26 protein-coding genes are annotated in these 22,714 nt (G+C 37.2%); 12 read left to right on the top strand and 14 right to left on the bottom strand.

The window, feature by feature from the left end:
- Window positions 1-2: 2 nt before the first annotated feature.
- Together B3D98_RS20275 and B3D98_RS20270 are read right to left on the bottom strand one after the other, a co-directional pair.
- Window positions 3-740: an effector binding domain-containing protein gene (locus B3D98_RS20275; RefSeq protein WP_288585652.1), complete on the bottom strand. Its 738-nt coding sequence runs from the start codon at window positions 738-740 to the stop codon at window positions 3-5.
- 65 nt (window positions 741-805) lie between these two features.
- Complete coding sequence (locus tag B3D98_RS20270) at window positions 806-1,732, bottom strand: helix-turn-helix transcriptional regulator (RefSeq protein WP_048391799.1); 927 nt, start codon at window positions 1,730-1,732, stop codon at window positions 806-808.
- A gap of 555 nt (window positions 1,733-2,287) precedes the next feature.
- On the opposite strand from B3D98_RS20270, the gene B3D98_RS20265 reads away from it, so the two are divergent.
- Complete coding sequence (locus tag B3D98_RS20265) at window positions 2,288-3,409, top strand: response regulator (protein ID WP_048391801.1); 1,122 nt, start codon at window positions 2,288-2,290, stop codon at window positions 3,407-3,409.
- A 48-nt stretch (window positions 3,410-3,457) separates the two neighbouring features.
- Here the strand turns inward: B3D98_RS20265 and B3D98_RS20260 are convergent, their stop codons facing one another.
- On the bottom strand, window positions 3,458-4,105 hold the full coding sequence (locus B3D98_RS20260; RefSeq protein ID WP_115674050.1) for a response regulator: 648 nt from the start codon (window positions 4,103-4,105) through the stop codon (window positions 3,458-3,460).
- Window positions 4,106-4,117: 12 nt separating this feature from the next.
- Window positions 4,118-5,233 carry a GAF domain-containing sensor histidine kinase gene (locus tag B3D98_RS20255; RefSeq protein ID WP_054548662.1) on the bottom strand — a complete coding sequence of 372 codons (1,116 nt, stop codon included), beginning with the start codon at window positions 5,231-5,233 and terminating at the stop codon, window positions 4,118-4,120.
- A 188-nt stretch (window positions 5,234-5,421) separates the two neighbouring features.
- On the opposite strand from B3D98_RS20255, the gene B3D98_RS20250 reads away from it, so the two are divergent.
- Entirely contained in the window at window positions 5,422-5,847 is a 426-nt protein-coding gene (locus B3D98_RS20250) for a disulfide oxidoreductase (protein ID WP_048391807.1), read from the top strand.
- Between the two features lie 54 nt (window positions 5,848-5,901).
- Entirely contained in the window at window positions 5,902-6,741 is an 840-nt protein-coding gene (locus B3D98_RS20245; RefSeq protein ID WP_054548663.1) for an RluA family pseudouridine synthase, read from the top strand.
- 41 nt (window positions 6,742-6,782) lie between these two features.
- Here B3D98_RS20245 and B3D98_RS20240 read toward each other — a convergent pair whose 3' ends face one another.
- Window positions 6,783-7,613, bottom strand: a complete 831-nt coding sequence (locus tag B3D98_RS20240; protein WP_288585646.1) for an aldo/keto reductase — start codon at window positions 7,611-7,613, stop codon at window positions 6,783-6,785.
- A 79-nt stretch (window positions 7,614-7,692) separates the two neighbouring features.
- Window positions 7,693-7,863 carry a hypothetical protein gene (locus tag B3D98_RS20235; protein ID WP_004230831.1) on the bottom strand — a complete coding sequence of 57 codons (171 nt, stop codon included), beginning with the start codon at window positions 7,861-7,863 and terminating at the stop codon, window positions 7,693-7,695.
- Window positions 7,864-8,262: 399 nt separating this feature from the next.
- Between B3D98_RS20235 and B3D98_RS20230 the strand changes: the two genes are divergently transcribed.
- Complete coding sequence (locus B3D98_RS20230; protein ID WP_281217498.1) at window positions 8,263-9,108, top strand: VOC family protein; 846 nt, start codon at window positions 8,263-8,265, stop codon at window positions 9,106-9,108.
- A 37-nt stretch (window positions 9,109-9,145) separates the two neighbouring features.
- Here the strand turns inward: B3D98_RS20230 and trmL are convergent, their stop codons facing one another.
- Together trmL and queG are read right to left on the bottom strand one after the other, a co-directional pair.
- A complete protein-coding gene (trmL, locus tag B3D98_RS20225) occupies window positions 9,146-9,619 on the bottom strand; it encodes a tRNA (uridine(34)/cytosine(34)/5-carboxymethylaminomethyluridine(34)-2'-O)-methyltransferase TrmL (RefSeq protein ID WP_004230835.1) in 474 nt (157 codons plus the stop codon).
- Between the two features lie 184 nt (window positions 9,620-9,803).
- Entirely contained in the window at window positions 9,804-10,934 is a 1,131-nt protein-coding gene (gene queG / locus B3D98_RS20220) for a tRNA epoxyqueuosine(34) reductase QueG (RefSeq protein ID WP_281217499.1), read from the bottom strand.
- A gap of 59 nt (window positions 10,935-10,993) precedes the next feature.
- On the opposite strand from queG, the gene B3D98_RS20215 reads away from it, so the two are divergent.
- The 3 genes from B3D98_RS20215 (at window position 10,994) to B3D98_RS20205 (ending at window position 14,092) form a co-directional block, all read left to right on the top strand.
- Window positions 10,994-11,683 carry a B3/B4 domain-containing protein gene (locus B3D98_RS20215; RefSeq protein WP_115674047.1) on the top strand — a complete coding sequence of 230 codons (690 nt, stop codon included), beginning with the start codon at window positions 10,994-10,996 and terminating at the stop codon, window positions 11,681-11,683.
- A 15-nt stretch (window positions 11,684-11,698) separates the two neighbouring features.
- Window positions 11,699-12,208 (top strand): hypothetical protein, encoded by a 510-nt coding sequence (locus B3D98_RS20210; protein WP_048391820.1) that lies wholly within the window; start codon window positions 11,699-11,701, stop codon window positions 12,206-12,208.
- Window positions 12,209-12,505: 297 nt separating this feature from the next.
- On the top strand, window positions 12,506-14,092 hold the full coding sequence (locus B3D98_RS20205; protein WP_288585643.1) for a catalase: 1,587 nt from the start codon (window positions 12,506-12,508) through the stop codon (window positions 14,090-14,092).
- A gap of 43 nt (window positions 14,093-14,135) precedes the next feature.
- Here B3D98_RS20205 and B3D98_RS20200 read toward each other — a convergent pair whose 3' ends face one another.
- Both B3D98_RS20200 and B3D98_RS20195 read right to left on the bottom strand, forming a co-directional pair.
- Window positions 14,136-14,537: a cytidine deaminase gene (locus B3D98_RS20200; protein ID WP_131521236.1), complete on the bottom strand. Its 402-nt coding sequence runs from the start codon at window positions 14,535-14,537 to the stop codon at window positions 14,136-14,138.
- 14 nt (window positions 14,538-14,551) lie between these two features.
- A complete protein-coding gene (locus B3D98_RS20195) occupies window positions 14,552-15,457 on the bottom strand; it encodes a S66 peptidase family protein (protein ID WP_131521070.1) in 906 nt (301 codons plus the stop codon).
- A 121-nt stretch (window positions 15,458-15,578) separates the two neighbouring features.
- Between B3D98_RS20195 and B3D98_RS20190 the strand changes: the two genes are divergently transcribed.
- The gene (locus B3D98_RS20190; RefSeq protein ID WP_288585639.1) at window positions 15,579-16,478 is read left to right on the top strand and encodes a DMT family transporter; all 900 of its coding nucleotides are present in this window, start codon (window positions 15,579-15,581) and stop codon (window positions 16,476-16,478) included.
- 20 nt (window positions 16,479-16,498) lie between these two features.
- Here the strand turns inward: B3D98_RS20190 and nagB are convergent, their stop codons facing one another.
- On the bottom strand, window positions 16,499-17,212 hold the full coding sequence (gene nagB / locus B3D98_RS20185) for a glucosamine-6-phosphate deaminase (protein ID WP_288585638.1): 714 nt from the start codon (window positions 17,210-17,212) through the stop codon (window positions 16,499-16,501).
- Between the two features lie 186 nt (window positions 17,213-17,398).
- On the opposite strand from nagB, the gene B3D98_RS20180 reads away from it, so the two are divergent.
- Entirely contained in the window at window positions 17,399-18,145 is a 747-nt protein-coding gene (locus B3D98_RS20180) for an arylamine N-acetyltransferase family protein (RefSeq protein ID WP_288585635.1), read from the top strand.
- 38 nt (window positions 18,146-18,183) lie between these two features.
- Here the strand turns inward: B3D98_RS20180 and B3D98_RS20175 are convergent, their stop codons facing one another.
- Entirely contained in the window at window positions 18,184-19,269 is a 1,086-nt protein-coding gene (locus B3D98_RS20175; protein WP_288585632.1) for an S-layer homology domain-containing protein, read from the bottom strand.
- Between the two features lie 82 nt (window positions 19,270-19,351).
- Entirely contained in the window at window positions 19,352-19,711 is a 360-nt protein-coding gene (locus tag B3D98_RS20170) for a VOC family protein (protein WP_048391834.1), read from the bottom strand.
- Window positions 19,712-19,887: 176 nt separating this feature from the next.
- On the opposite strand from B3D98_RS20170, the gene B3D98_RS20165 reads away from it, so the two are divergent.
- The 3 genes from B3D98_RS20165 to B3D98_RS20155 are packed head-to-tail and all read left to right on the top strand — an operon-like array spanning window position 19,888 to window position 21,998.
- Complete coding sequence (locus tag B3D98_RS20165; RefSeq protein ID WP_259420063.1) at window positions 19,888-20,484, top strand: TetR family transcriptional regulator C-terminal domain-containing protein; 597 nt, start codon at window positions 19,888-19,890, stop codon at window positions 20,482-20,484.
- Complete coding sequence (locus B3D98_RS20160) at window positions 20,485-21,186, top strand: SGNH/GDSL hydrolase family protein (protein WP_288585625.1); 702 nt, start codon at window positions 20,485-20,487, stop codon at window positions 21,184-21,186.
- 2 nt (window positions 21,187-21,188) lie between these two features.
- Entirely contained in the window at window positions 21,189-21,998 is an 810-nt protein-coding gene (locus tag B3D98_RS20155) for an SDR family NAD(P)-dependent oxidoreductase (protein WP_112116659.1), read from the top strand.
- Between the two features lie 40 nt (window positions 21,999-22,038).
- On the opposite strand, the gene B3D98_RS20150 is transcribed toward B3D98_RS20155, so the two are convergent.
- Window positions 22,039-22,713: an ABC transporter ATP-binding protein gene (locus tag B3D98_RS20150; RefSeq protein WP_048391842.1), complete on the bottom strand. Its 675-nt coding sequence runs from the start codon at window positions 22,711-22,713 to the stop codon at window positions 22,039-22,041.
- Window position 22,714 lies beyond the last annotated feature (1 nt).

Here is a 22,714-nt window from a genome sequence, read left to right as displayed (position 1 = left end):
TCTTATTTAATAGCTATATAAATATCCACTTGTGATTCATGTGGATTAGCGCATCGTTCATCATACAGTTCAAAGTCGCCTGTATACGTTCGTTCAATTTTAGAATTTGCAAACCAAGCCCAAATCTCTTGCCAAGTTTGAATGACAACTTCAGGCATCATGCCTTTATCAGATGTAAAAACTAGATACTTAGCTGCTGGAATCTTTTTTACTACTAAATTAGCTTGAATGTCATCATTATTTACTTCTACACCTAGTGTAAGAGTATAATTACCATTCACATCCGTCTCATAGTCTGAATACAAACCATAGACATGACCATTTTTTCGCTCGGCTATTTGGTCCGTAATATTTTGCTGATAAAAGTGATCCCATAATTGCGGAATTTTAGCTTGCTCTGTTATTTCATTGGCATTACTTGTTTGAGTTGAAATACCCACGATGTTAAATGAGTTTAATTCAACTACTTTTGGTTCTCGCCACTCAAATTTTCTCCATCGCTTTAAATTTGGCAAAAAGGAAGTCAGCATATTACGTGCTTCATTTTCTGGCATACCACCTTCCATAAGATGCGGTACACAAATTTCAATCATTTCGTCTACTGTTAACTGGGGTTGTTTAAACTCGCCCCCCTCGTAACAATATGTACAATAATCCTGACTTTTTTCCCCTTCTTTTTCAGTACCCAATAATGCCTCTTCTACTAAAGGCATACCGCAGCTTTGACAATAGCTTTGCATCGTCATTCCACCTTTCGCTTTATTTGTACTTACTATAGCAAAGGAAACCTGACAACTGTCTGTCATCAATTATTTAGATTTTTATATAATTGAACAATTTCTAAAGCTCGTTTTTGAATAATATCTCTTATATAAAGTGGTTCCATAATTTTAATGCGATGCCCAAAGCTTAACAAGAAACCATAAAGCCATTCATCTTCGGGTATAGATATATAAATCATGGATTGTTCATGGTCTATATGTTCTGCACCAAAGGATTCCTCCACTAATGTTGTAATGTCTTTATCAAAAGAAATGACTAAATCGACTACGTTTTGTGGTCGATGCCATTCTTTACCCCAAGGGAGTTCACTTAAATTCACTTCCTTACGCTCAAAGGTAGAATCAGCTTGAAGCAAATGTTTCATTCGCGCAAGCTTAAATAAACGAAAGTCCTTTCTTAATGTACAATAGCCATACAAATACCATATCTTCCCTTTTTGAACAATTGTATGTGGTTCGACTATTCGGCTTGTTTGTTCACCATAAGTAGTAGAATAATGAAAGCTTATGCAACGATTATTCTCTATAGCTGTCTTGAGCGTCGTAATAAGCTCTTTAAAGAGAGCGTTTGGTCCCCATGGACTAAGATCAACAAATAGATGGTCCATCGATTGTTTTACATGATCATCAGCAATACTCGTTATTTTCTCGAGCACGGCTTCAGCGTGGGAATCTTCATAGGTAGTCAAAGCACTTTTAATCGCAATAGAAAGTGACGTGAGCTCATCCTTCGTCAACACTTGCCTATCAACACGATAACCATCGATTAAACTAATGCCACCATTTACACCTTGCTGACTAATAACAGGTACACCAGCACAGCTCAATGTTTCAATATCTCGATAAATGGTACGAATCGAAACATTAAATAACTCTGCTAATTCCTGTGCCTTAACCTTTTTACGGTTGATTAATATCATCGTCATGGTTAGAAGTCTTTCTAATTTCATGGTAAAATCTCCTTTCTTGCCATCCCATTTTTCCTATATATACTTCTATTTTAATTAATAACCTATCTTTTTAAGTATTTTTTAAGTACTTTTTGAGTATTTTTTAAGACAAATGTACTATAATAACGCCTAATTATTGTTACAACAATTATACTATTTTAACAATAAAAGAAAAAACAAGGCTTATGCCCATATGCAACTTTCATTAACAATACTATGTTGTTTCATTTTTGTATAAGAATAGTTTGATTTTAACGCCTAAGCAATTATTTCAATTCTCTTAACACAAACTAAAAAACTTTTTTCTTCTATATAATGAACGGCGAAATTTTCTTTGAATGGATTTGACGCGATGTGATAAACACATCGGGATTCATTGACTCTCACCCGTGAAAGAACTACACCATAAATTGCTTTTTTCTGGCATCAAATTTTTAATAGAAAAGTTGAGTGATTTTCACTTTTCTTGCCCTTCACTATATATAGGAAGCCTTTTCACCCAAAATGAACTAGAGTTTAATGTTTTTAATTTAATTGTATAAAGGAGAGTTTGATGTGATTCGAGCCGTTTTAATAGACAATGAACCGTTAGCTTTACACTATTTTCAAAATAAACTACATGCCTTTCAACAAATACAGGTGATGCAAACCTTTACAAGCGTAGAAGTATTTCTGAATGAACTACCAACTATGGAATTTGAGGCTATCTTTTTAGAAGTAAAACTTCAAGAATTATCAGGACTTGAAGTTGCTGATATTATCAAAACGGAACGTCCGCAAGTCAGTGTAATTTTCATTACCGCCTATCATGAATTTGCATTACAAGCCTATGAAATTGGCAGTCTCGACTATGTATTAAAGCCTATCAGTCATGCCCGTTTAGAAAAAACTGTAGCCCGTATTGAGCATGAATTTTCAATTCAGCAAATGCTTCAACAGGCTACACAAACTGTCTTAACTGTACAATGCTTCGATCAATTTGCCGTCTATAGTAACAATAGTTTAGTGGCATTTAAAACAGAAAAGACAAAAGAATTGTTTGCTTATTTTATTTTGCATCCAAATATACCGATTCATCGAGATTATTTAATTGAAATTCTATGGCCAGATTTAGATTATGTACGAGCCAAATCAAATCTTCATACAGCTCTATCTTATTTAAGGAAAACTCTAAATACAATTGGCTACGAAAACTGTATTGTCTTTTCAAATAAATACTATATCTTCGAAAAACCAAATATCGTATGTGATTTATACGATTTTCAAAAACTTCATGAGGATTTTTCAAGACTTGAATTTCCTTCTATTTCTTTGATTAATCAATGTCTTTCTATTTATAAGAATGGCTTATTTGTTTTTGATGATTATGAATGGTCAACTGCCTATAAAGATAAATTAATGAAATCATACATAGAGCTATTAGAAAAAGGGTTTCAAACAACGGTCTTTTCAGATACTGAAAGAGCTATGGAATTTTTACATGCATTAATAGAGTATGATCCCTATAATGAACAAAAACTTGAGCACTATTTATATACGTTAATACAGGCAGGGCTTCATGAACAGGCACTCAAAATTTTCCAAACATATACGCAAAGACTAGAGGAAGATTTAGCACTAACACCTAGCTCTACATTATTAGAGATATCTAAAAAATTATTTGTTCAACATAAATAATGTAAAAAACGGCGAGTGCTTCTATGTGAGTAGAAGCTCGCCGTTTATTTACATCCCACTACCTTCAGTTAGCCCGTGTTTAACAGCATACAGCGCTGCCTGTGTACGGTCTTGTACTTGTAGCTTTGTAAAAATATTCGAAATATGGGTTTTCACCGTCTTTTCTGTGACAAATAGTGAGGATGCAATTTCCCGATTACTCTTTCCTTTTGTAAGCTCTGCTAGCACATCCTGTTCACGAGGTGTCAGCGGATTTAATAAATGGGGTGCATTCTGAGACTCCTGGCGATCCATTTCAAGCGTTGACGTTGCTTCAGGATGTAGAGTGTTTTCACCACGCATAATACGACGAATGGATAAGACCAATTCATCTGGCTCAATATCTTTTAACTGATAGCCTGCCGCTCCTGCCTCCATTGCTGGAACCACATGATCTCGATCAGAAAAGCTAGTAAGCATTAAAATTTCTATTTGTGGAAACTTCGCTTTGATGCGTTTAGTCGCCTGGATGCCATCCATTTCAGGCATGACTAAATCCATTAAAATAATATCTGGTTGTATGCTTTCTGCTAATGCAACAGCTTCGTGCCCATTTTTGGCCTCTCCAACAACCTCAATATCCTTTTGTGTTTTTAAAAAAAACAGTAGTCCTCTACGCACCACGTGATGATCGTCTGCAATTAATACACGTATCATGTCCTCTCCCCCTTAATATGGCAAGCGGATTAGCAGCTCCGTACCTTTGCCAATTTCACTTACCCAGTCGGCAGTCCCACCCACTGATTTTGCACGATCCTTGATAGATTGTAAGCCCATCGAAAGCAACTTCGTATTATTATCAATGACAAAGCCTCGTCCCTCATCACGAATAACCAACAAAATATCTGTTGATGTAACAGTAATATACAATGCTGCCTCTAATACACCTGCATGGCGACGTACATTATTTAACGCCTCTTGGGCTACGCGAAATAATGTTTCTTCAATACGTGAGGGAAATTGCAATACGCCTGAAACTGTAACATGTAGTTTTAAGCCAAGCATTTCAGCGTATACTTTCATGGCCTCAAGTAAACCATTTTCCAATCCTTTAGGTCGCAATTGCCAAATTAACGCACGCATCTCTGTAAGTGCATCTTGTGTTAAATGCTGAATCTCTTTAAATGTTTCTTTCACTTCGCAATCATCCGTCATTTCAATGCCAGCCCTAGCTGTTAACGTAACCGAGAATAGTAGTTGATTAACTGAATCGTGTAAATCACGAGCTAGGCGATTACGTTCCTTCACAAGCGCCATTTCCTGCTCCTGCTTTGTCAGTAAAATTCGCTTAATAGCTGAACCCATCTGAAAGGCAACTGATTCTAATAAAGCAAGCTCCTCTTCTGAAAAGCGTACTGTATCCTTAGATGCAACATTTAATACGCCAAAACGTTCTTGTCCAGATTGAAGAGGTACTGTCGCATGATGCGTGATTCCTTCATGATCCCCAACATTTGCAGCTATGGCACTTTCAATACGCTGACACTCGATAATATTGGAGGCTTTTTTTAGCTCTTCATTACGATAACGCGATACACACCAACAACCGCCCTTTTTTAAATAATGGCAATTGTTATATTCCAATGCCTCTGGTAGATTTTCATGGACAACAAGTTCTGAACGCCCCTTTGCATCAATAAAAAAAATCCAGCCTGTTTCAAAATTGGTGCCATTTAAAAATTTGATGAGCGCACCTTTTAGCATTGTGACAATTTCAGTTTCTTCATTTAATAGTTCAGCAATCTCTTTTAAAATACTGATATTGGAATGCTCATTCTCCCTCACGAAAACACCTCTTCTTTAGCATTACTATTGTTAATGATACCATTAAGCTATTGAAAGCGTCTGCTTCCACTGTTCATACTTTAGACTGAAATTCATCACATACCTTATTTTGTGTAAGTTGATTTACATATAAAACTAGAACCACTATAATCGAACAAGGACATGGTTTTATGAAGGGAAGATTGAATATGTCTAAAAAAGAAGAAAATGGCTTATTATTTATTTGGATTGTTTCTGCTATAGCAACACTAGGTTCGTTATATTTTTCTGAGATTCGTCATTATGAACCTTGTAAATTATGTTGGATTCAACGTATTTTTATGTACCCAATTGTTATAATGACGACAGTAGCATTTATACAAAAAAATGCACGTATTGCTGTCACAACAGCTGTATTTTCTGTGGTTGGCGGCTGTATTTCACTTTACCATTACGGAATTCAAAAGCTTAGCTTTTTAGCTGAAAATGCCCCCTCCTGTGGCGCAGTTTCTTGTACAGGACAATATATTAATTGGTTAGGCTTTATTACTATTCCGTTTTTAGCATTAACTGCATTTATTTTAATCGCAGGGGCAAGCTTTTATTTAATCAAAGCTTCTAAAGCTGCAAAATAATCGGAAGACCGTGTTCTACCTTTGGAATACGGTTTTTTCTACGGAGGAAGATCTATGTTTCATTATGAAATTGCTGAAGATAACTTAAGTGTGGAAGAATTGCTACGTAATCATTGGCGACTCGGTAAAAAACTCGTTCATGAATTGCGTATGGCCAAAGCCATCACATTGGTAAATGATGAGCTGATTCAATGGAATACACCATTACAAACTGGAACAATAATAAAATTTACGTTTCCTGTTCCAACTTCTAGCTACAAACCAACACCTGTATGTGCTATTGATGTAGTCTATGAGGATGACCATTGTTTAATCGTATCAAAGCCAAAAGGTATGGCAACACATCCTAATGATGCTCGTGATACACATACATGTATGAACCATGTCATGGCACATATCAAAGAACAGGGTGGCATTTATGCTGAACATGTTCATCGTCTTGATAAAGGGACACAGGGCTTATTACTAGTAGCAAAGCACCCTTTAGCAAAGTCCATTTTCGATCGAATGATTGAGGAAAAAACCATTATTCGTACGTATGCAGCAGAGGTGCAAGGTAACTTACGAACGTCTTCTGGAACGATTGCTGAACCAATTGGCAAAGACAGACACCATGCCACAAGACGTGTTGTGTCCAAAACTGGACAGCATGCTGTAACACACTATGAAGTGGTGGCGCGTTACAAAAATTCCTGTGTCGTTCATCTCATACTTGAGACTGGGCGAACACATCAGATCCGTGTGCATTTAGCCTATATTGGCCATCCAATTATTGGGGATACAATGTATGGTGCACGAGAAACAGTAAGTGATGACTACGAACTACATGCCATTCAATTAGAATTTGACCATCCTTTTTTAAATAAACGTATTATCGTCAAGGACGAGCAATAAGAAAAATCCCGCCTCTATAGGAGTGCGGGATTTATTCTTTTTTAAAAATCAAATTTAAAATGATCAGGATCTTGTCCAAATCGTTGGTTACGATTTAATGTTGCCATTTTCTCCATTTGATCTTGGGTTAATTCAAAATCAAAAATCTGTGCATTTTCCTCAATTCGGCTCGGTGTTACGGATTTGGGAATAACGAGTGTATCATTTTGTAAATGCCAACGCAGTACTACCTGAGCAGGGGTTTTATCGATTTCTTTCCCAATCTCAATAATGGTAGGATCAGCAAGTACACCACCACGTCCTAGTGGAGACCATGCAGTAACAGCAATTTGGTGTTCACTACAAAATGCCCTTAATGGCTGCTGTTGTAAATATGGATGTACCTCCACTTGATTAACCATCGGTGCAGTATTTGCCTTAGCCAATATTTTTTCTAAATGATGCTCATGATGATTCGATACACCTGTTGCGCGAATTAATTTTTCATCGTAAAGGCGCTCAATAGCTCGATATGTTTCTTCAAATGTTTCAGGGACAGCCCAATGTGTTAAATATAAATCTAGGTAATCCATATTTAAATTCTTTAGCGAAACCTCAAAAGCACGTAATGTTGCATCATATCCTTGGTCATTATTCCATACTTTTGTTGTAACAAAAATATCTTCACGACGAATGCCTGAATGACGAATAGCTTCTCCTACTTCTACCTCATTCCCATATAAGGATGCTGTATCAATAGCTCGATAACCGTATTGAAGTGCTTTATCAATAGCCTGTAATGTTTCCTCACGTTCTGTCATTTTGTAAACACCTAAGCCAAAACGAGGCATTTCTACACCATTTGATAATGTTTTCGTTGATTGTAAATTCAAAAAGCACAACCCCTTTCTTATCCTCGTTCCATTATACAAAAAATTGGATTTAAGAAAAATAAAGCGGCTAGTTTATATACTACTTTTTCTTCTGTTCAACATCTTCCAATTGAATTGGATCAGCGATTCGCTCATCCTCCGCAAGCTCTAGACCATCACGTAAATGCTCCATCTGCTTGCCCAAATCTTTTAATTCTTTCATATCTCTCACCATTGTCCCGTTTTCAATATTTGGCACCTTTTTTTCCATATTAATCACCTCACTTTTAGTTTTCCCGATATCAAGCTGTTTGAACCATTTCTGACATATTTTATTCTGCTATGTCGTTTCATTTTTAAAGTAGATAGGCTATACTAAAAAGAGATTTCTTTATAACATGAGGAGGGTTACTTCCATGAAATTATTATTAATCATTGGTGTAACAGTTGCTTTCTTAACAGCTATTTTCACTGCTGGATACGAAGGCGACTACAAAGCTGACAAATAATATCTCAAGAAAATCACTAAGCTTTTCGAAAAGCTTAGTGATTTTCTTTTTTTGTGGAACAATAGAAATATAGAAATACTTGACTTTCCTTTATTTTTAAAATAAACTAACTTACATAAAGTAACTTAATGAAAAAAGATAACTATTTGGAGGTATTCAAAATGCATTTTCATGAAAAACCAAACACCTATGTAACGAATGTTGAAATAAAAGTGAGTGATTTACACCGCTCTTTAACCTTTTATCAAGAAATTATTGGCTTTAAAGTGTTACAACAAGATTCACATAAAGCTATGTTAACTGCCGATGGAGAAACAGCTCTATTAACTCTTGTTCAGCCTAAAACCGTAGAAGATAAGCTTAGCATGACGACAGGACTTTATCACTTCGCCCTATTATTACCTAGTCGACGTGACTTAGCTAATGTTATTTCTCATTTTCACGAAAAAGGTGTGTACCTTGGGGCTTCTGATCATGCTGTAAGTGAAGCACTCTATTTAAATGATCCTGATCATAATGGAATCGAGATTTATGCAGATCGTCCTGAAAGTGAATGGACATGGCATAACAATCAGGTGCATATGGTGACAGAACCACTCAATATTCGTTCTATTTTAGAAGAGGGCGATGGCAACTGGCTTGGTCTGCCTGCTGGCACAGTATTGGGCCATATTCATTTATCGGTCTCTAACTTGGCTGAAGCCGAGCAATTTTATACAAAGGGATTAGGTTATGATATTGTCACACGCTACGGGTCCCAAGCATTATTTATTTCTACAGGCCGTTACCATCATCATATTGGCTTAAATACTTGGCACTCAGAGAATGCACCAAAGCTTGGAAAAAATCAAGTTGGCTTAAAAACGTTCTCATTGCGTTTAGATAACGAAGAACAAGCGGCAACTATGAAAGATAATCTTCGTGGTATAGGTGCACCTGTTACAGAAATCATCAGAGGGTTCCAAACAGAGGATCCTGCGGGGAATGTTGTATTATTAAAGTTTTAATATTAAAAAGCAGTTCTCACAAGCGGAGAACTGCTTTTTAATGTAACCCTGGATATCCTTGTTGACGTAATGCCTCATAAATAACAATTGCAGCCGTATTGGACAAATTAAGTGATCGCACATGATCACTTTGTGGAATACGTAAACACATATCTCGGCGTTCATAAGCAAAGTCCTTCGGCAAACCTGTAGTTTCTTTTCCGAACATAAAATAAATATCTCGGTCTTGATCACTAAAATCATTTTTCGTAAACGGCTCATCACTGTATGTTTCGATTAAATAAACATCTCCATTTTTAGAGTACTCTATAAAATCCTCAAGTGAATCATGATAGACAATATTTACACTATGCCAATAATCTAAGCCCGCCCGTTTCAGCATTTTATCATCCGTTGAAAAACCTAGCGGACGAATTAAATGGAGCGATGTATTAGTACCCGCACAGGTACGTGCAATATTCCCCGTATTGGCTGGTATTTCTGGTTGATATAAAACGATATGCAATGGCATAACGACACACTTCCTTATTAAAAAATTCTTTAAGATGACTCTTTAAAAAGTTAACGAAGCCTTCCTCTTTTGGAGCGACTCTTCTCACAATTAGAGCGGATCCGCTCTCAATCATAGGAACTCCAAGCAATTGATTTCATCCCTACATTAAACTGTAGTTAGTCAATTGCTTCTACATCCAACACTACTTAAAAAACTGCAACCCTTTATAAATTTCACTTCGCACTTCTTCGTCCTGCTCTGTAGCTTCTGCTTCATGTAAGGCAGTTTGTGCAGTATTCCCGCCAATCTTACCCAAAGCCCATGCGGCTGTGCCTCGAATGACAGGACGGTCATCTTTATGAAGTAGAGCAATCAAATCTGGTATGGCGGCTTCCTCTTTAAAATGAGCAAGTGCCAAGATGGCATTACGCTGGATAGGCTTTTTTCCACGCCATGAGCCTGAAACATGACCAAATCTCCCCTTAAATTCCCGATTAGTAATCGTTAAAAGCGGTGTCAATAATGGTTTGGCTAGCTCAGGATCTGGTATAAATTCTTCATGAATCCAATTAATTTTCCCTTTATTTTTAGGACATACTGTCTGGCATGTATCACAGCCATAGAGTCGATTACCGATATGACTACGAAACTCATCTGGTAATGTACCCTTCGTTTGAGTCAGAAAAGCAATACAACGCTGTGCATCCAATTGTCCACCTTGAATTAAGGCTCCCGTTGGACAAACATCCAAGCACAGTCGACAATCTCCGCATTCATCTTCCATTGGCTTATCTGGCGCAAATGGAATATTTGTAATGAGCTCTCCTAAATACACATAGGAACCAAATTCAGGCGTTATAATCGAGCAATTTTTTCCGCTCCACCCAATGCCTGCACGTTCAGCTACCGCCCGATCTACAAGGGCTCCTGTATCAACCATTGATTCAATACGTACACCTTTGACATGTTCCTCAAGCCAAGTGGATAATAGCTTTAAACGCTCACGTAATGCTGTATGATAATCGACACCCCATGAAGCACGGCAGAAAATTCCACGTCGCGCACCCCTTTTACCAATTGGTGCATTTTGCATACGTGAAGGGTAAGCCACAGCTATCGCTACTATACTCTCTGCTTCATCTAGTAATTGAAGGGGTTCTGTACGTTTTTGAATATCACTTTCTTCAAATCCAGACTGATAGCCAAGCTCCTGCTGGCGACGCAATCTGTTTTTTAATTCTGTAAAGGGAGCTGCTGTTGTAAAACCTATTTTATCAACACCAATGGACATCGCATATGCCACAAAATCACGTTGTAGGTCGTGTATGTTCATTTTATTTCCAACTCCTTACATGGTACAATATTAGAAATAGATAAAGTAGGTGATGTTCATTGGAAATTTCCATTAACCCAACTCTATTAACACAACATCCCGAGCTAAAAATCGGCATTATTCATTATACCAAAATTGTTGTAGCAGAATCCCCTCAAATGATTAAAGGGCGTATGCAATTGTATCAGGAAAATCTTTTTCTTGAAATGCAGGAACTTCCTGTAACACAGCGTGAGGGGATCGCAGAATGGCGACAGATTTGGAAAAAGCTTGGTGCTGATCCAAATCGCTATCGTCACTCAGCAGAAAGCCTTATGCGTCGAATTAGTAAGCAAAACTATTTAACGCCAATTCATTCAGGTGTTGATTTAAATAATTTCTTTTCACTTCAATATGAAATGCCAATTGGGCTATATGATGTTGCTCAAATCAAAGGGTTTGTAACAATTGATCTTGGTCATGACGAGATTGGTTATGAAGGTTTGAATGGGCGCTTTAACACATTAGAAAATATTCTGTATAGTCGTGATGAGGTAGGAGCATTTGGCTCACCTTTTGTTGATTCTAAACGCACAGCTGTCACAGAGGAAACAACTGATGCGTTACATATTTTTTATTTCCGCCCTTCCTTAACAAATGACGCAGCGAATGGACTGCTAGCGTCAGCTGGGAAAATGTTTAATCAAATTCATGGCGGACATTATCAAATCGCAATTATATCAAATGATGTACCATCTATAACACTATAAAAAGGACGTGTTTTCGTGATTAATCTTGCAGAAGCTGTTAAACTAAAAAGTATTTTAGGAAAGAAAACTCAAGAGCTAGTAAACGAACTACATCGCAGTGCCTTTGTAACAGTTGAAAAGGGACAAGCCCCTAAAACAAGTAATCGAGCACTCCCCCTTATTGAAGCTGACTTAGCCCAAGTTCGTCTAGATACTCGTACATTAGACCGCCTCGTTTACGAAGCAAACATCCAAAACACAGTAGACTTTAAAGGTCAAAAGCTAGCACTAGTAGAAGCCATCGAACTAGCAACACAACTTCGTGCCGAGGCTGATATGTGTAAAGATTTCAGTATGCGAGAAAAAGAGAGTGTAAGATTTGGCTATGGCGAAAATACAATGTTATATGAAATTGCTTTGTATGAGCCAGATGAATATAGAGAACGAGCTACAAAGCTTGAAAAAGATGCACATAAGCTATCTAATCTTATTAATTCAAAAAATTACAGTATTCAAATTAACTTTGACGATTCCCGTTATTTCTAGACTCGGGACGGTGAGACTCCAACCCGAGTTGGATGTGCTGTTTTCAAATCTAGCTTTTCAGCTAATTAGTTAAAAACCAATAACAAGTTACCTGTTACTGTATGACCGATGACTAATGACCAACTATAAGCAATGGCCATACTCAAAACAACTTGATTCCATTTGAAAACGCCATCCAGGGCTCTCCTACATTTATGTATGGAGAGCTTTTTTAAGTAGTTCAAAGGGATAATTTGGATGACTAGTTTGCCCCTTTCAAGGACAAAATGGAAGTATCTATAGGAAAGGGGTCATACTATGACACAGCAAGATGATGCAACACATGAGCAAGATATGACAATGACCAACAGACAGGGACATCCAATTACCAATAATCAAAATTTGCGAACAGTCGGTAATCGGGGTCCTGCAACATTGGAAAATTATGATTTCCTAGAGAAGATGAGTCATTTTGACAGAGAGAGAGTTCCAGAACGAGTTGTGCATGCTCGTGGAGCTGGAGCACATGGGTATTTTGAGACCTATGGTGTTGTTGGCAATGAACCTATTTCTAAGTATACACGTGCAAAAGTCTTTCAGGATAAAGGGAAAAAAACACCTGTATTTGTGCGTTTTTCAACTGTTATACATGGTGGTCACTCCCCAGAAACATTACGTGATCCCCGCGGTTTTGCAGTAAAGTTTTATACAGAGGATGGCAATTGGGATTTAGTGGGCAATAATTTAAAGATCTTCTTTATTCGTGATGCGCTCAAATTTCCAGACATGATTCATGCTTTTAAGCCTGATCCCATTACTAATATTCAAAACGTTGAACGTTTTTTTGATTTTTGTGCTAGCTCACCAGAAACCTTCCATATGGTAACATTCGTTTACTCTCCTTGGGGGATTCCAGCAAATTATCGTATGATGCAGGGCTCTGGGGTTAATACGTACAAGTGGGTGAATAGTGAAGGCAAGGCAGTCCTTGTCAAATATCATTGGGAACCGCTACAAGGTATTAAAAATTTAACACAAAAAGAAGCAGAAGAAATCCAACAGAAAAATTTCAATCATGCTACACAAGATTTATATGATGCTATCGAACGTGGAGACTTCCCCGAATGGGAGCTACATGTTCAAATTATGGAGGATGGTTCACACCCTGAGCTTGATTTTGATCCATTGGATGACACAAAGCTTTGGCCAAACGATCAATTTCCGTGGTATCCAGTTGGCAAAATGGTGCTAAACAAAAACCCTGAAGATTATTTTGCTGAGGTGGAACAGGTTACTTTCGGGACAGGGGTGCTTGTTGATGGCTTAGACTTCTCTGATGATAAAATGTTGCAAGGTCGTACCTTCTCTTATTCTGATACACAACGCCATCGTGTAGGAGCCAACTACTTACAGCTTCCAATTAATGCACCAAAAAAACGTGTAGCGACCAATCAACATGGTGGGCAAATGATGTATAAGCGTGATTTGGCACCTGGACAAAATCCACATATTAACTATGAGCCATCCATGCTGAATGGGTTAAAGGAAGCAACACAAGCTGGTAAAGAATATACACCATACATTGAAGGAAACCTTGTTCGTGAATCGATTGATCGTCAAAGTAATACGAAACAGGCTGGTGAAACTTATCGTAACTTTGAACAGTGGGAACGCGATGAACTTCTTGAAAATTTAATCCGTGATCTATCGGTCTGTCATGAGGATATTCAAAATGCCATGATTGCTTTGGCACAAGAAGCCGACGAAGAATATGGTCGCTTACTCAAGGAAGGTTTGCACAACGCTAAAAAAGATTCCTCTGCATCAAAACCACTTGGCAATATCAAGGGTGACCAAGCACCTCAAGATGCCATGAATAAAGGACACGATGCTGAGCCTTATTAACGAAGCTAAAAAAGACATTACATTTTTTGTAATGTCTTTTACTTTATTGTTCATATGCTTTATACCAATGATAAGGTTGAATTTCCTTTAATGATTTAAATACCAATTCTCCATCTGCATTCGTAATCGCTGCCTTTACATTTTCTCCCCAATAGAAAAGTCTTTCCTGACAGACTCCACAGGGTGTCAGCACTACAAATTTAGATGTTTCATCTTCCCTAGCAACACAAATCGAATGTGTAACTTTTGTATTCAATTTATGTGCCTCTAAAATAGCACCTGTTTCCATACATAATTCAGTAGCAGCATTCATGACCTCGGGTGCGACACTTGTTAAAATTTGTCCATCCGCGGTATATAAGGCTGCAGCTCCTCCCCATCCAGAGGGATATCTTTTTTCTGCTAGTGCAACGGCAGCTTCATACAGTATTTTTTCAATAGCCATATTTCCTCTTCCTATCATACATGCACACCTGGTAATATTTTCAATACCTTTTCCTGTGCGTCTAAAATTGCTTCTGTTCCTAATGGAATCGCTATATTCGTTGTTTCATGTCCGAACTTAAAACCTGCCACAACTGGTATTCCTAAATCTGCAAAATACTCCTTCATTAACGAATGAAGAGCCGCTTCCTCAGATCCTGTCTGTGTAAACGAACCAATGACGACTCCTGCTAATTGCTCAAACTTCCTTGCTTGTTTTAAATGCTGAAGCATTGAATCAATAACTGGAATTGTTTCATTTACATCCTCTATTAATAAAATCCTGCCTTCAGTCCTCACTTCAAATTTGGTACCTAGTGTGCTGACAAGACGATAGAGATTTCCTCCAATCATTTCACCACGTGTGATGCCCCCAGCAATCGTTGTTAACGGAGAAATTGCCTCTGTATATTGAATTTCCATCGGGGAGAATAGCTGTAAAAACATTTTCTTTGATAAATCATCCATCTTATTAGCTGACATCAGCATTGGCCCATGAAATGTCACCATATTGGCATATTCATTAATCGCACAATGTAAATATGTAACATCAGAAAAGCCCCAGAAAATTTTAGGATTTTCTTCTATTAAAGCATAATCAATTTTATCAGCAATTCTGGCAGAGCCATAGCCACCCTTTATACAAAAGATTGCTTTCACTTCTGGGTTTTTTACCATCTCATGAAAATCAGCTAGTCTGATTTCATCACTTCCTGCCAAATATTCATGTTTTGCATGAATCGTATCACCCACAATATAGCGAAGACCCAACTCGTCCAAAAAAGCTACTGCTTCTCCTAGTTTTTCAGGCTCTACAAGACTTGAAAGTGCAACAACACCGACTAAATCTCCCTTTTGTAAACATGGTACGGTACTTTTCACAGTTATTCCTCCTCTTGTTTTCCTTATTTTAGCATAGCAAAACTTCAGGGGCATTGATTATTGCTATACTGACTGCCTATAATTAACTTTACTATTCAATTAATAAAGGGGTTAAAGCATCTTGAAAATTCCACCATATCTATTATTAGTACTCGCAACTCTTTTATGGGGTGGTAATTTTGTTATTGGACGTGCCGTTAGTGAAGATATCCCTCCCCTAACACTTGCCTTTTTACGCTGGTGCGTCGCATTTATTATCTTTTTTCCCATTGCATTTCACCAACTAAAACGTGAATGGCGGATACTGAAAAGACATTGGTTGATTGTCATCATTCTTTCATTAACAGGGGTTACAGCATTTAACACACTTGTTTACATTGGATTACATTACACAACGTCTATTAATGCATCTTTAATGAACTCTTCTACGCCCATAATGATTTACATACTTTCCTTTATTTTTTTGAAGGAAAAACTATCAAAATATCAGTTAATAGGGACCGTTCTATCACTGAGTGGAGTTGCCTTTATTATAATGGGTGGCTCTTTTACAAGGATTGTCGATTTTACTTTCAACAAAGGGGATTTAATTGTAATCGCAGCAGTATTATGTTGGAGCATATATTCATTACTCATTAAACAATATGCAACTCGCTTACCAGGGCAGTCTACCTTTCTAGTGACGATTGGACTTGGGGCTATGATGTTATTTCCTTTTTCTCTCTATGAAACACTGTCTAGTGCAACAGCAATTCATTGGGAATGGTCAACCTTTGCTGCTATTTTATATGTTGGTATTTTTGCCTCTATCATTGCTTTTCTCTGCTGGAACAGTGGTGTTATACAGCTTGGAGCGAACAAGGCAAGTATTTATTTAAATTTCATTCCTGTTTTTGCCTCCATTTTTGCCGTCCTTTTTCTTGATGAGAAATTGCATTCATTTCAGCTTATAGGTGGACTAGCGGTTGTTGCAGGAGTTATTCTATCAGGAAAAACAAATAAGCGAAGACTTCAACCCTAAGAAGTCTTTGCTTATTTTTGCTAATTCGTACCACCATAAATTACTGTAACATTAGGATGGTTTAATAATTGGCTTGCTGGGAATTCTTCTGTAATATGACCACTTTTCAATTTCTCAATCGCCGCGAGCTTTTTTTCACCAAAGGCAATGAGAACGATTTCCTTTGCTTTCATTATGGAGTGGATGCCCATTGTAATGGCATGTGTTGGTACTTCAGACGGATCATCAAAATAAATAGCATTTTCTGTTCTTGTTGACTCTGTTAGCTCCACAATATTCGTCTTGGCATCAAACGATGTGCCTGGTTCATTAAAAGCAATGTGTCCATTTACACCGATACCTAGAAGCTGTAAATCAATGCCTCCTGCTTCTTCAATGCGCTTATCATATGCAGCACATTCTTCAGCTAAATTGGCTGCCTGTCCATTTGGCAAATGGACATTTTTCGGCTGTATATCCACAAAATTAAATAAATTCTCATGCATAAATGTAAAGTAGCTTGCTGGACTTGATTGCTCAATGCCAACATACTCATCCAAGTTAAAAGTTTGTACTTCCTTAAAAGATAAATGGCCAGCTTGGTGTCGTGCCACTAATTCTTTATACATGCCTACAGGTGATCCACCAGTTGCTAAACCTAAAACACTATCATGTTTCTCTTGTATTTGTTTTGAGAAAATAGTAGCTGCCACTTCACTCATTTCCTCATATGTATTCACTTCTATCCATTTCATTCTTTATACGATACCTACCTTACCATTAATATTATTAACTAATATGTAAAATATTTCACTTTATAGTAGCTAATATATTAATCTTACTAGTTATTTAGCTATTTTTCTATCATTTCCTACTTCAGTTTATGCGTGTAATCTAAGACTATTTCGGTTATGTTATTAATAAGGAAGTGAGGCGATTTTATGAATTTACAAATTCAGCACTATTTACAGTATATTCAATTTCAAGGAACGTTAGAGCCATCTATTCAACTACTTGGACAACTACAAACTAAACATCTATTAACCATTCCCTATGAAAATTTAGATGTTGCCTTGAATCGTGGTATCTCCTTCGCTATTCCTGATATATTTAAGAAAATAATTATTGATAAACGTGGTGGCAATTGTTTTGAATTAAATATCTTATTCAGCTGGCTTCTACGAGAGCTTGGCTTTTCTGTCACCAATCGTTATGCCCAGTTTTGGCGCAACGTAGCGGAAAATACCCCTCCTGAGGAAATTCCTATGCATCAATTATTACTAGTAAATATGAGTGGACAATACTATATCTCGGATGTAGGTGTCGGTGCATTAGCACCCTGTAAACCAGTGCCACTGATTGCTGGCTATCAACACCGTGAAGGTAAAGAGTTATATAAAATAGATTATGATGAAGCGAATGGTTGGATGCTGTTGGAACAAGCTAAACATAGTTGGCGTTTGCTTTATAGTTTTCACGACGATGCCAATGATGCAAAATTTGCACCACGACTTTCCAAGCAAAAAAATAAAATTGCTATGATTCGAACCATTGGTGGCCGTCATACCATGATGAACAACGAATTTAGAATTTATGAAGGACAATCTTTAACTACCTATACAACAAACACTGAGAAGGAATGGCTGCAAGCTCTACAGCGTTTTTTTCATATCTCTGTACAACAATAAGGAAAGCAAGTCCATCGGTGGCTTGCTTTCCTTTCACATTATTTCATTGTCCTATTGAGCAATTCAAACACAACTATGTCATTGTGTAGCTCTTTAACTAAACCTATATCATCTACAAAGTAATAAGTTTTCACTACATCACTAAATTCTGACCTTTTCTCGACTATAACCACGCCCGTATATTGCACATCACCAGCTTGTACCGTACCATCAGTAGATTTTACAGTTACTCGTTCCCCTGCTGAAACCCCTGGATCATCTTCATGTAAAACAACACCTATTCTAAGTGGAAGTTCTATATATAAATCATAATGTGTGTTAGCTTCACTAGAAATTGCTTGTCCGTATGCACGATCATGACCATATAAAAGCTCATCAGAGATAGTTTGTCCTGTACTTACATTTTTGACTGTCCATACATCATTTTTACCGTCGTGTTGCTGATATTGATAGTTTAAAGTATAACGCTTATTGTCACTTAAAGAATAATAGGCATACGTATATTCAAATGCGGGGTCCCTTAGCAAGTTAGGTTTAGAAAGAGTCATTGCTCTCGCTAAAAACGCTGAGAAATGGGCGCGTGTAACAGGGGCATTAGGTTTAAACGAACCATTCTCATAGCCCCTTACTAAATGATTATGGGCCAGTGTTAAAATTTCTTTATAACCTGGTGTCTGCTTACTCACATCTGTAAAATAATAAGGATCTGAACCTTTTAATTGAAAGGCCCTATTTAGCACAATCGCCATTTCCCCCCTAGTAAGCGGTGCATCTGGATGAAATTTATGGGCAGTATCAAATATACCTTTATTTTGCACAGCCGCAATTTCTTTATAAAATTTATGAGTAGTTGTGACATCTTGATAGTTTGGATTTTGCACATGGATCGTGTTTAATCCTAAAGCACGTGTTAGCATTACAGCTACTTGTGCTTTCGTAATAAAATCATTCGGCTTGAACAAGTTATTCGAATACCCTTTCGCAATATCCTGTTCTACTAAATAATGAATTTCCGTCGTTAATGTATCATCCGTTAGATCGATAAAGCTGGCTGCCTGCACTTCCTTCGGTAATATACCAATCGTTATCAGGATCAAACATACTAGCTTCAATATGTTCTTCACATTATCCCTCCTCCTTCGATTCTATACCCATAAAGACGTACCCATATGCTTAAAATGAAAAAAGCCTCTATTAAAAGAGACTTTATTCGTTATTTTTATATTGAATTAATCCAATTCCTATTCCAGTCGGATCGACCAAATAAGCTAGATAGAAATCATCAAACGCCATTTTGTCACGCAAAATAGTAGCACCATTGTGTTTTGCCTGTGCAATGACTTCGTCAATTGCCTCCACTTCAATTTGAATTCTTGTACCATGCGGAAAATCGCTTGGTCCTTTACCAATGCCACCATTAATTCCAGCTTTGTCTTCATTCCCAGTCATAACTGCCCAATAATCCCACTTTGGAGCTGCCACCTCCCAGCCAAACACTTTACTATAAAAAGCTGCCGCTTTCTCCGGTTCCTGACTATTTAATTCAAAGCCAATCACTTTTCCCATACATATACCCCCTCATTTTTAGCATAACAAATAATTCAACAATTAATTGGAATTCCCTTCCTGCAACTTTAGAAATTTGACAATATTCCAAATAAAAAATTTATGTATTTAATTAGTTAGAAAATTATGTATAATTAAATTAGAACGATTGTTCAAATCATTAAAGGAGTACAACATTGAGTAAAAGACGCTATGACAGTGACAAGGCAAAGATTGAGATTATCAAACATGCCATCCAATTATTTTCTCAACATGGCTATAATCAGACATCTGTTGGTGATATTTCAAAAGCCTCTGGTTATAGTAAAGGACATATTTATTATCATTTCGAAAATAAAGAAAAGTTATTTGTGCTTTTGGCGCAGCAATCGATGAAAAATTGGCATGACAAATGGTTGCAACAAGAATCTTCATACACCACATCAACAGATAAATTGTATGGTATGGCCATGCATGTCCTCTATGAGTATCAAACACCCTTACTAAAGTCAGGTCAGGAACTGGCATCTAATCCCAAATCAAGTCCTGATTCAATACAACAGTTATACAATTTAGCTATTACGCCAATGAATGCTTATCGAGCAATTCTTCAAGAGGGCATCGACCAAAACGAATTTGTTCATGGCAATGTAGATACATGGACCGTCTTACTTGGCACATGGCTAGGTGGATTATGTCAGCTGACCAATACTCATAACTTGAAATCATTAGAACCACTCTTTCAACAGGCAATAACGATTTTCTTAAAAGAAATTAAAAAAGGTGGGGTTTAAATGAAAGTAGGTTTAATAGGTGATAGCTTAACAGAAGGTCGTCCAGGCGTTTCATTTTATGATCTCTTGAAACATCAATATCCTCATATTTCATTCGATAATCTTGGAAATCCAGGCGAGACGATTAAAAGTTTATTTACTCGCTTGGAAAAAATGCCGCTCCAATCTTCCTATGATCTCCTTATTCTTTGGATAGGCGTCAATGACGTCTATTCAAAATTATTAAAGGTGCAAGCACAGCCTGTGGCGAAGGATCACATTGAATTCGAAGAGTACTGCCTCAAGGTATTAGAGAAAGCACATGACGCTTCCAAAAATGTTGTATTAGTATCTCCAGCATTAGTAGGAGAAGATCTTCAAAATCCCTCTAACAAAGAAATAACACAATTAACGTCTGTTATGGAGTCTATTTCATTGAAATCTGGCAATGTTTATTTTGTAAATATGCAAAATCTCTTTAAAGAGCATTTAGAACATTTGGAGTGCTCAAGCTTTATTAATACGAATGTAATAAGAGTCCTACTGGATGTTTTATTTTACAAAAGTCCTTTACGTATCGATAAATTATCTCAAAAAAGAGGGCTACATGTAACTTTAGATGGTGTTCATTTGAATAGTAAAGGTGCTGATTTAGTGGCACAGCAATATAGCTCTATCATTGAACTTTATAAAGTCGAAGGAGACAAAATTGGGAGGTCCTAAAGATGAGAAAGATTGCTGTTGTTACTGGCGGTGTATCAGGGATAGGAAAGGCTATTTGCCAAGAATTAATTGCTCGACATATATTTGTCATTATCGCTGATATTCAAGATCATGAGGGTCGTGTGTTAGAAGCAGAGTTAAATAAGGATATCGCCCATGTAAAATTTGTACATTTAAATGTAACCGATTACAAAAATGTAGCTTCTGTCATTCATGATGTATTTGAAGAATTTCACCGTATAGATTATCTGTTTAATAATGCTGGTATCGCTATGTATGGGGAGATGGGTGAAATGACTATTGAGGATTGGAAAGAAATTATGGCCATTAATTTATGGGGTGTCATTTATGGGACTCAAATAGGCTACCCACTTATGAAAAAACAAGGTTTTGGTCATATCGTCAATACCTCCTCTGCTGCAGGGTTAGGACCTTCTCCTTTTTCTACTGCATACGCTACTACCAAACATGCTGTTATAGGACTAACAACCTCTCTACACTATGAGGCTGAGGAATTCGGGATTAAGGTGAGCACTCTATGTCCAACGTTTGTGGATACACCAATTTTCGATAATGCAAAGGCGATTCATATGGATAAATCCATTATCACCAAACAATTAAAGCAGCAAAAAATGATCTCACCTCAGCGAATTGCAAAAATGGCTATAGAGGGTGTTCATCAAAATAAGCCTATCATTTGTCCAATGCCAATGCGCAAAACACTGGATGTTGTTTTTACTATTTTTCCTTTTTTACACAAAGCGTTAATGAGAATGGTTTGTAAAGTGAGTCGTAATGCACGTTTAACCTAATGTTTCACAAGGCTCCCTACTAATGGGAGCCTTGCTTATTTTATAATACGACACCATCGCTCATTTTAATAATACGATCTGTATATGCCAACATTTCTTCGTCATGCGTCACTAATAATGTTGTTATATTTAAAGTTTTTGTTAATGTTCTTAATAACAACATAATCTCTTTAGAGCGCTGTGAATCTAAACTAGCCGTTGGTTCATCAGCAAACAATACTTTCGGTTGATGAATAATAGCACGTGCAATTGCTACACGTTGCTTCTCTCCCCCTGACAAGGAGGAAGGATAGGCAGTTTTACGATGTTCCATTCCAACTAACTCCAATAGCCGATTGACTTCATATTTCTGTTCATTCTTTTTTAATGGAGATTCAGCTACATCTAGCATTAATAGCAATTGTTCCTCCACTGTCAAAAATGGAACGAGATGTGCAAATTGAAAAACAAAACCGAATTTACTTGCACGTAATTTTCGTACCTGGTCGGTTTTCATCGTCGTAAGATTCTGCTCTTCAAATAACACTTGCCCATCTGTTGCGGGTTGTAGTCCTGCAGCGATCGTTAATAATGTACTTTTCCCAGAGCCAGAAGCACCTACCAATGCTGTAATCTCTCCTTCATTTAAAGAAAGATTGATGCCCTTTAAGATCTCTTCCTCGACTTCACCATTCTTAAACGTTTTTCGTACTTCATCAATTGTAAATAACGTCATG

The organism is Lysinibacillus sp. UBA5994 (genome assembly GCF_002429725.1).
Lineage (GTDB): Bacteria > Bacillota > Bacilli > Bacillales_A > Planococcaceae > Lysinibacillus > Lysinibacillus capsici.
This window is presented reverse-complemented; position numbering and strand designations above follow the sequence as displayed.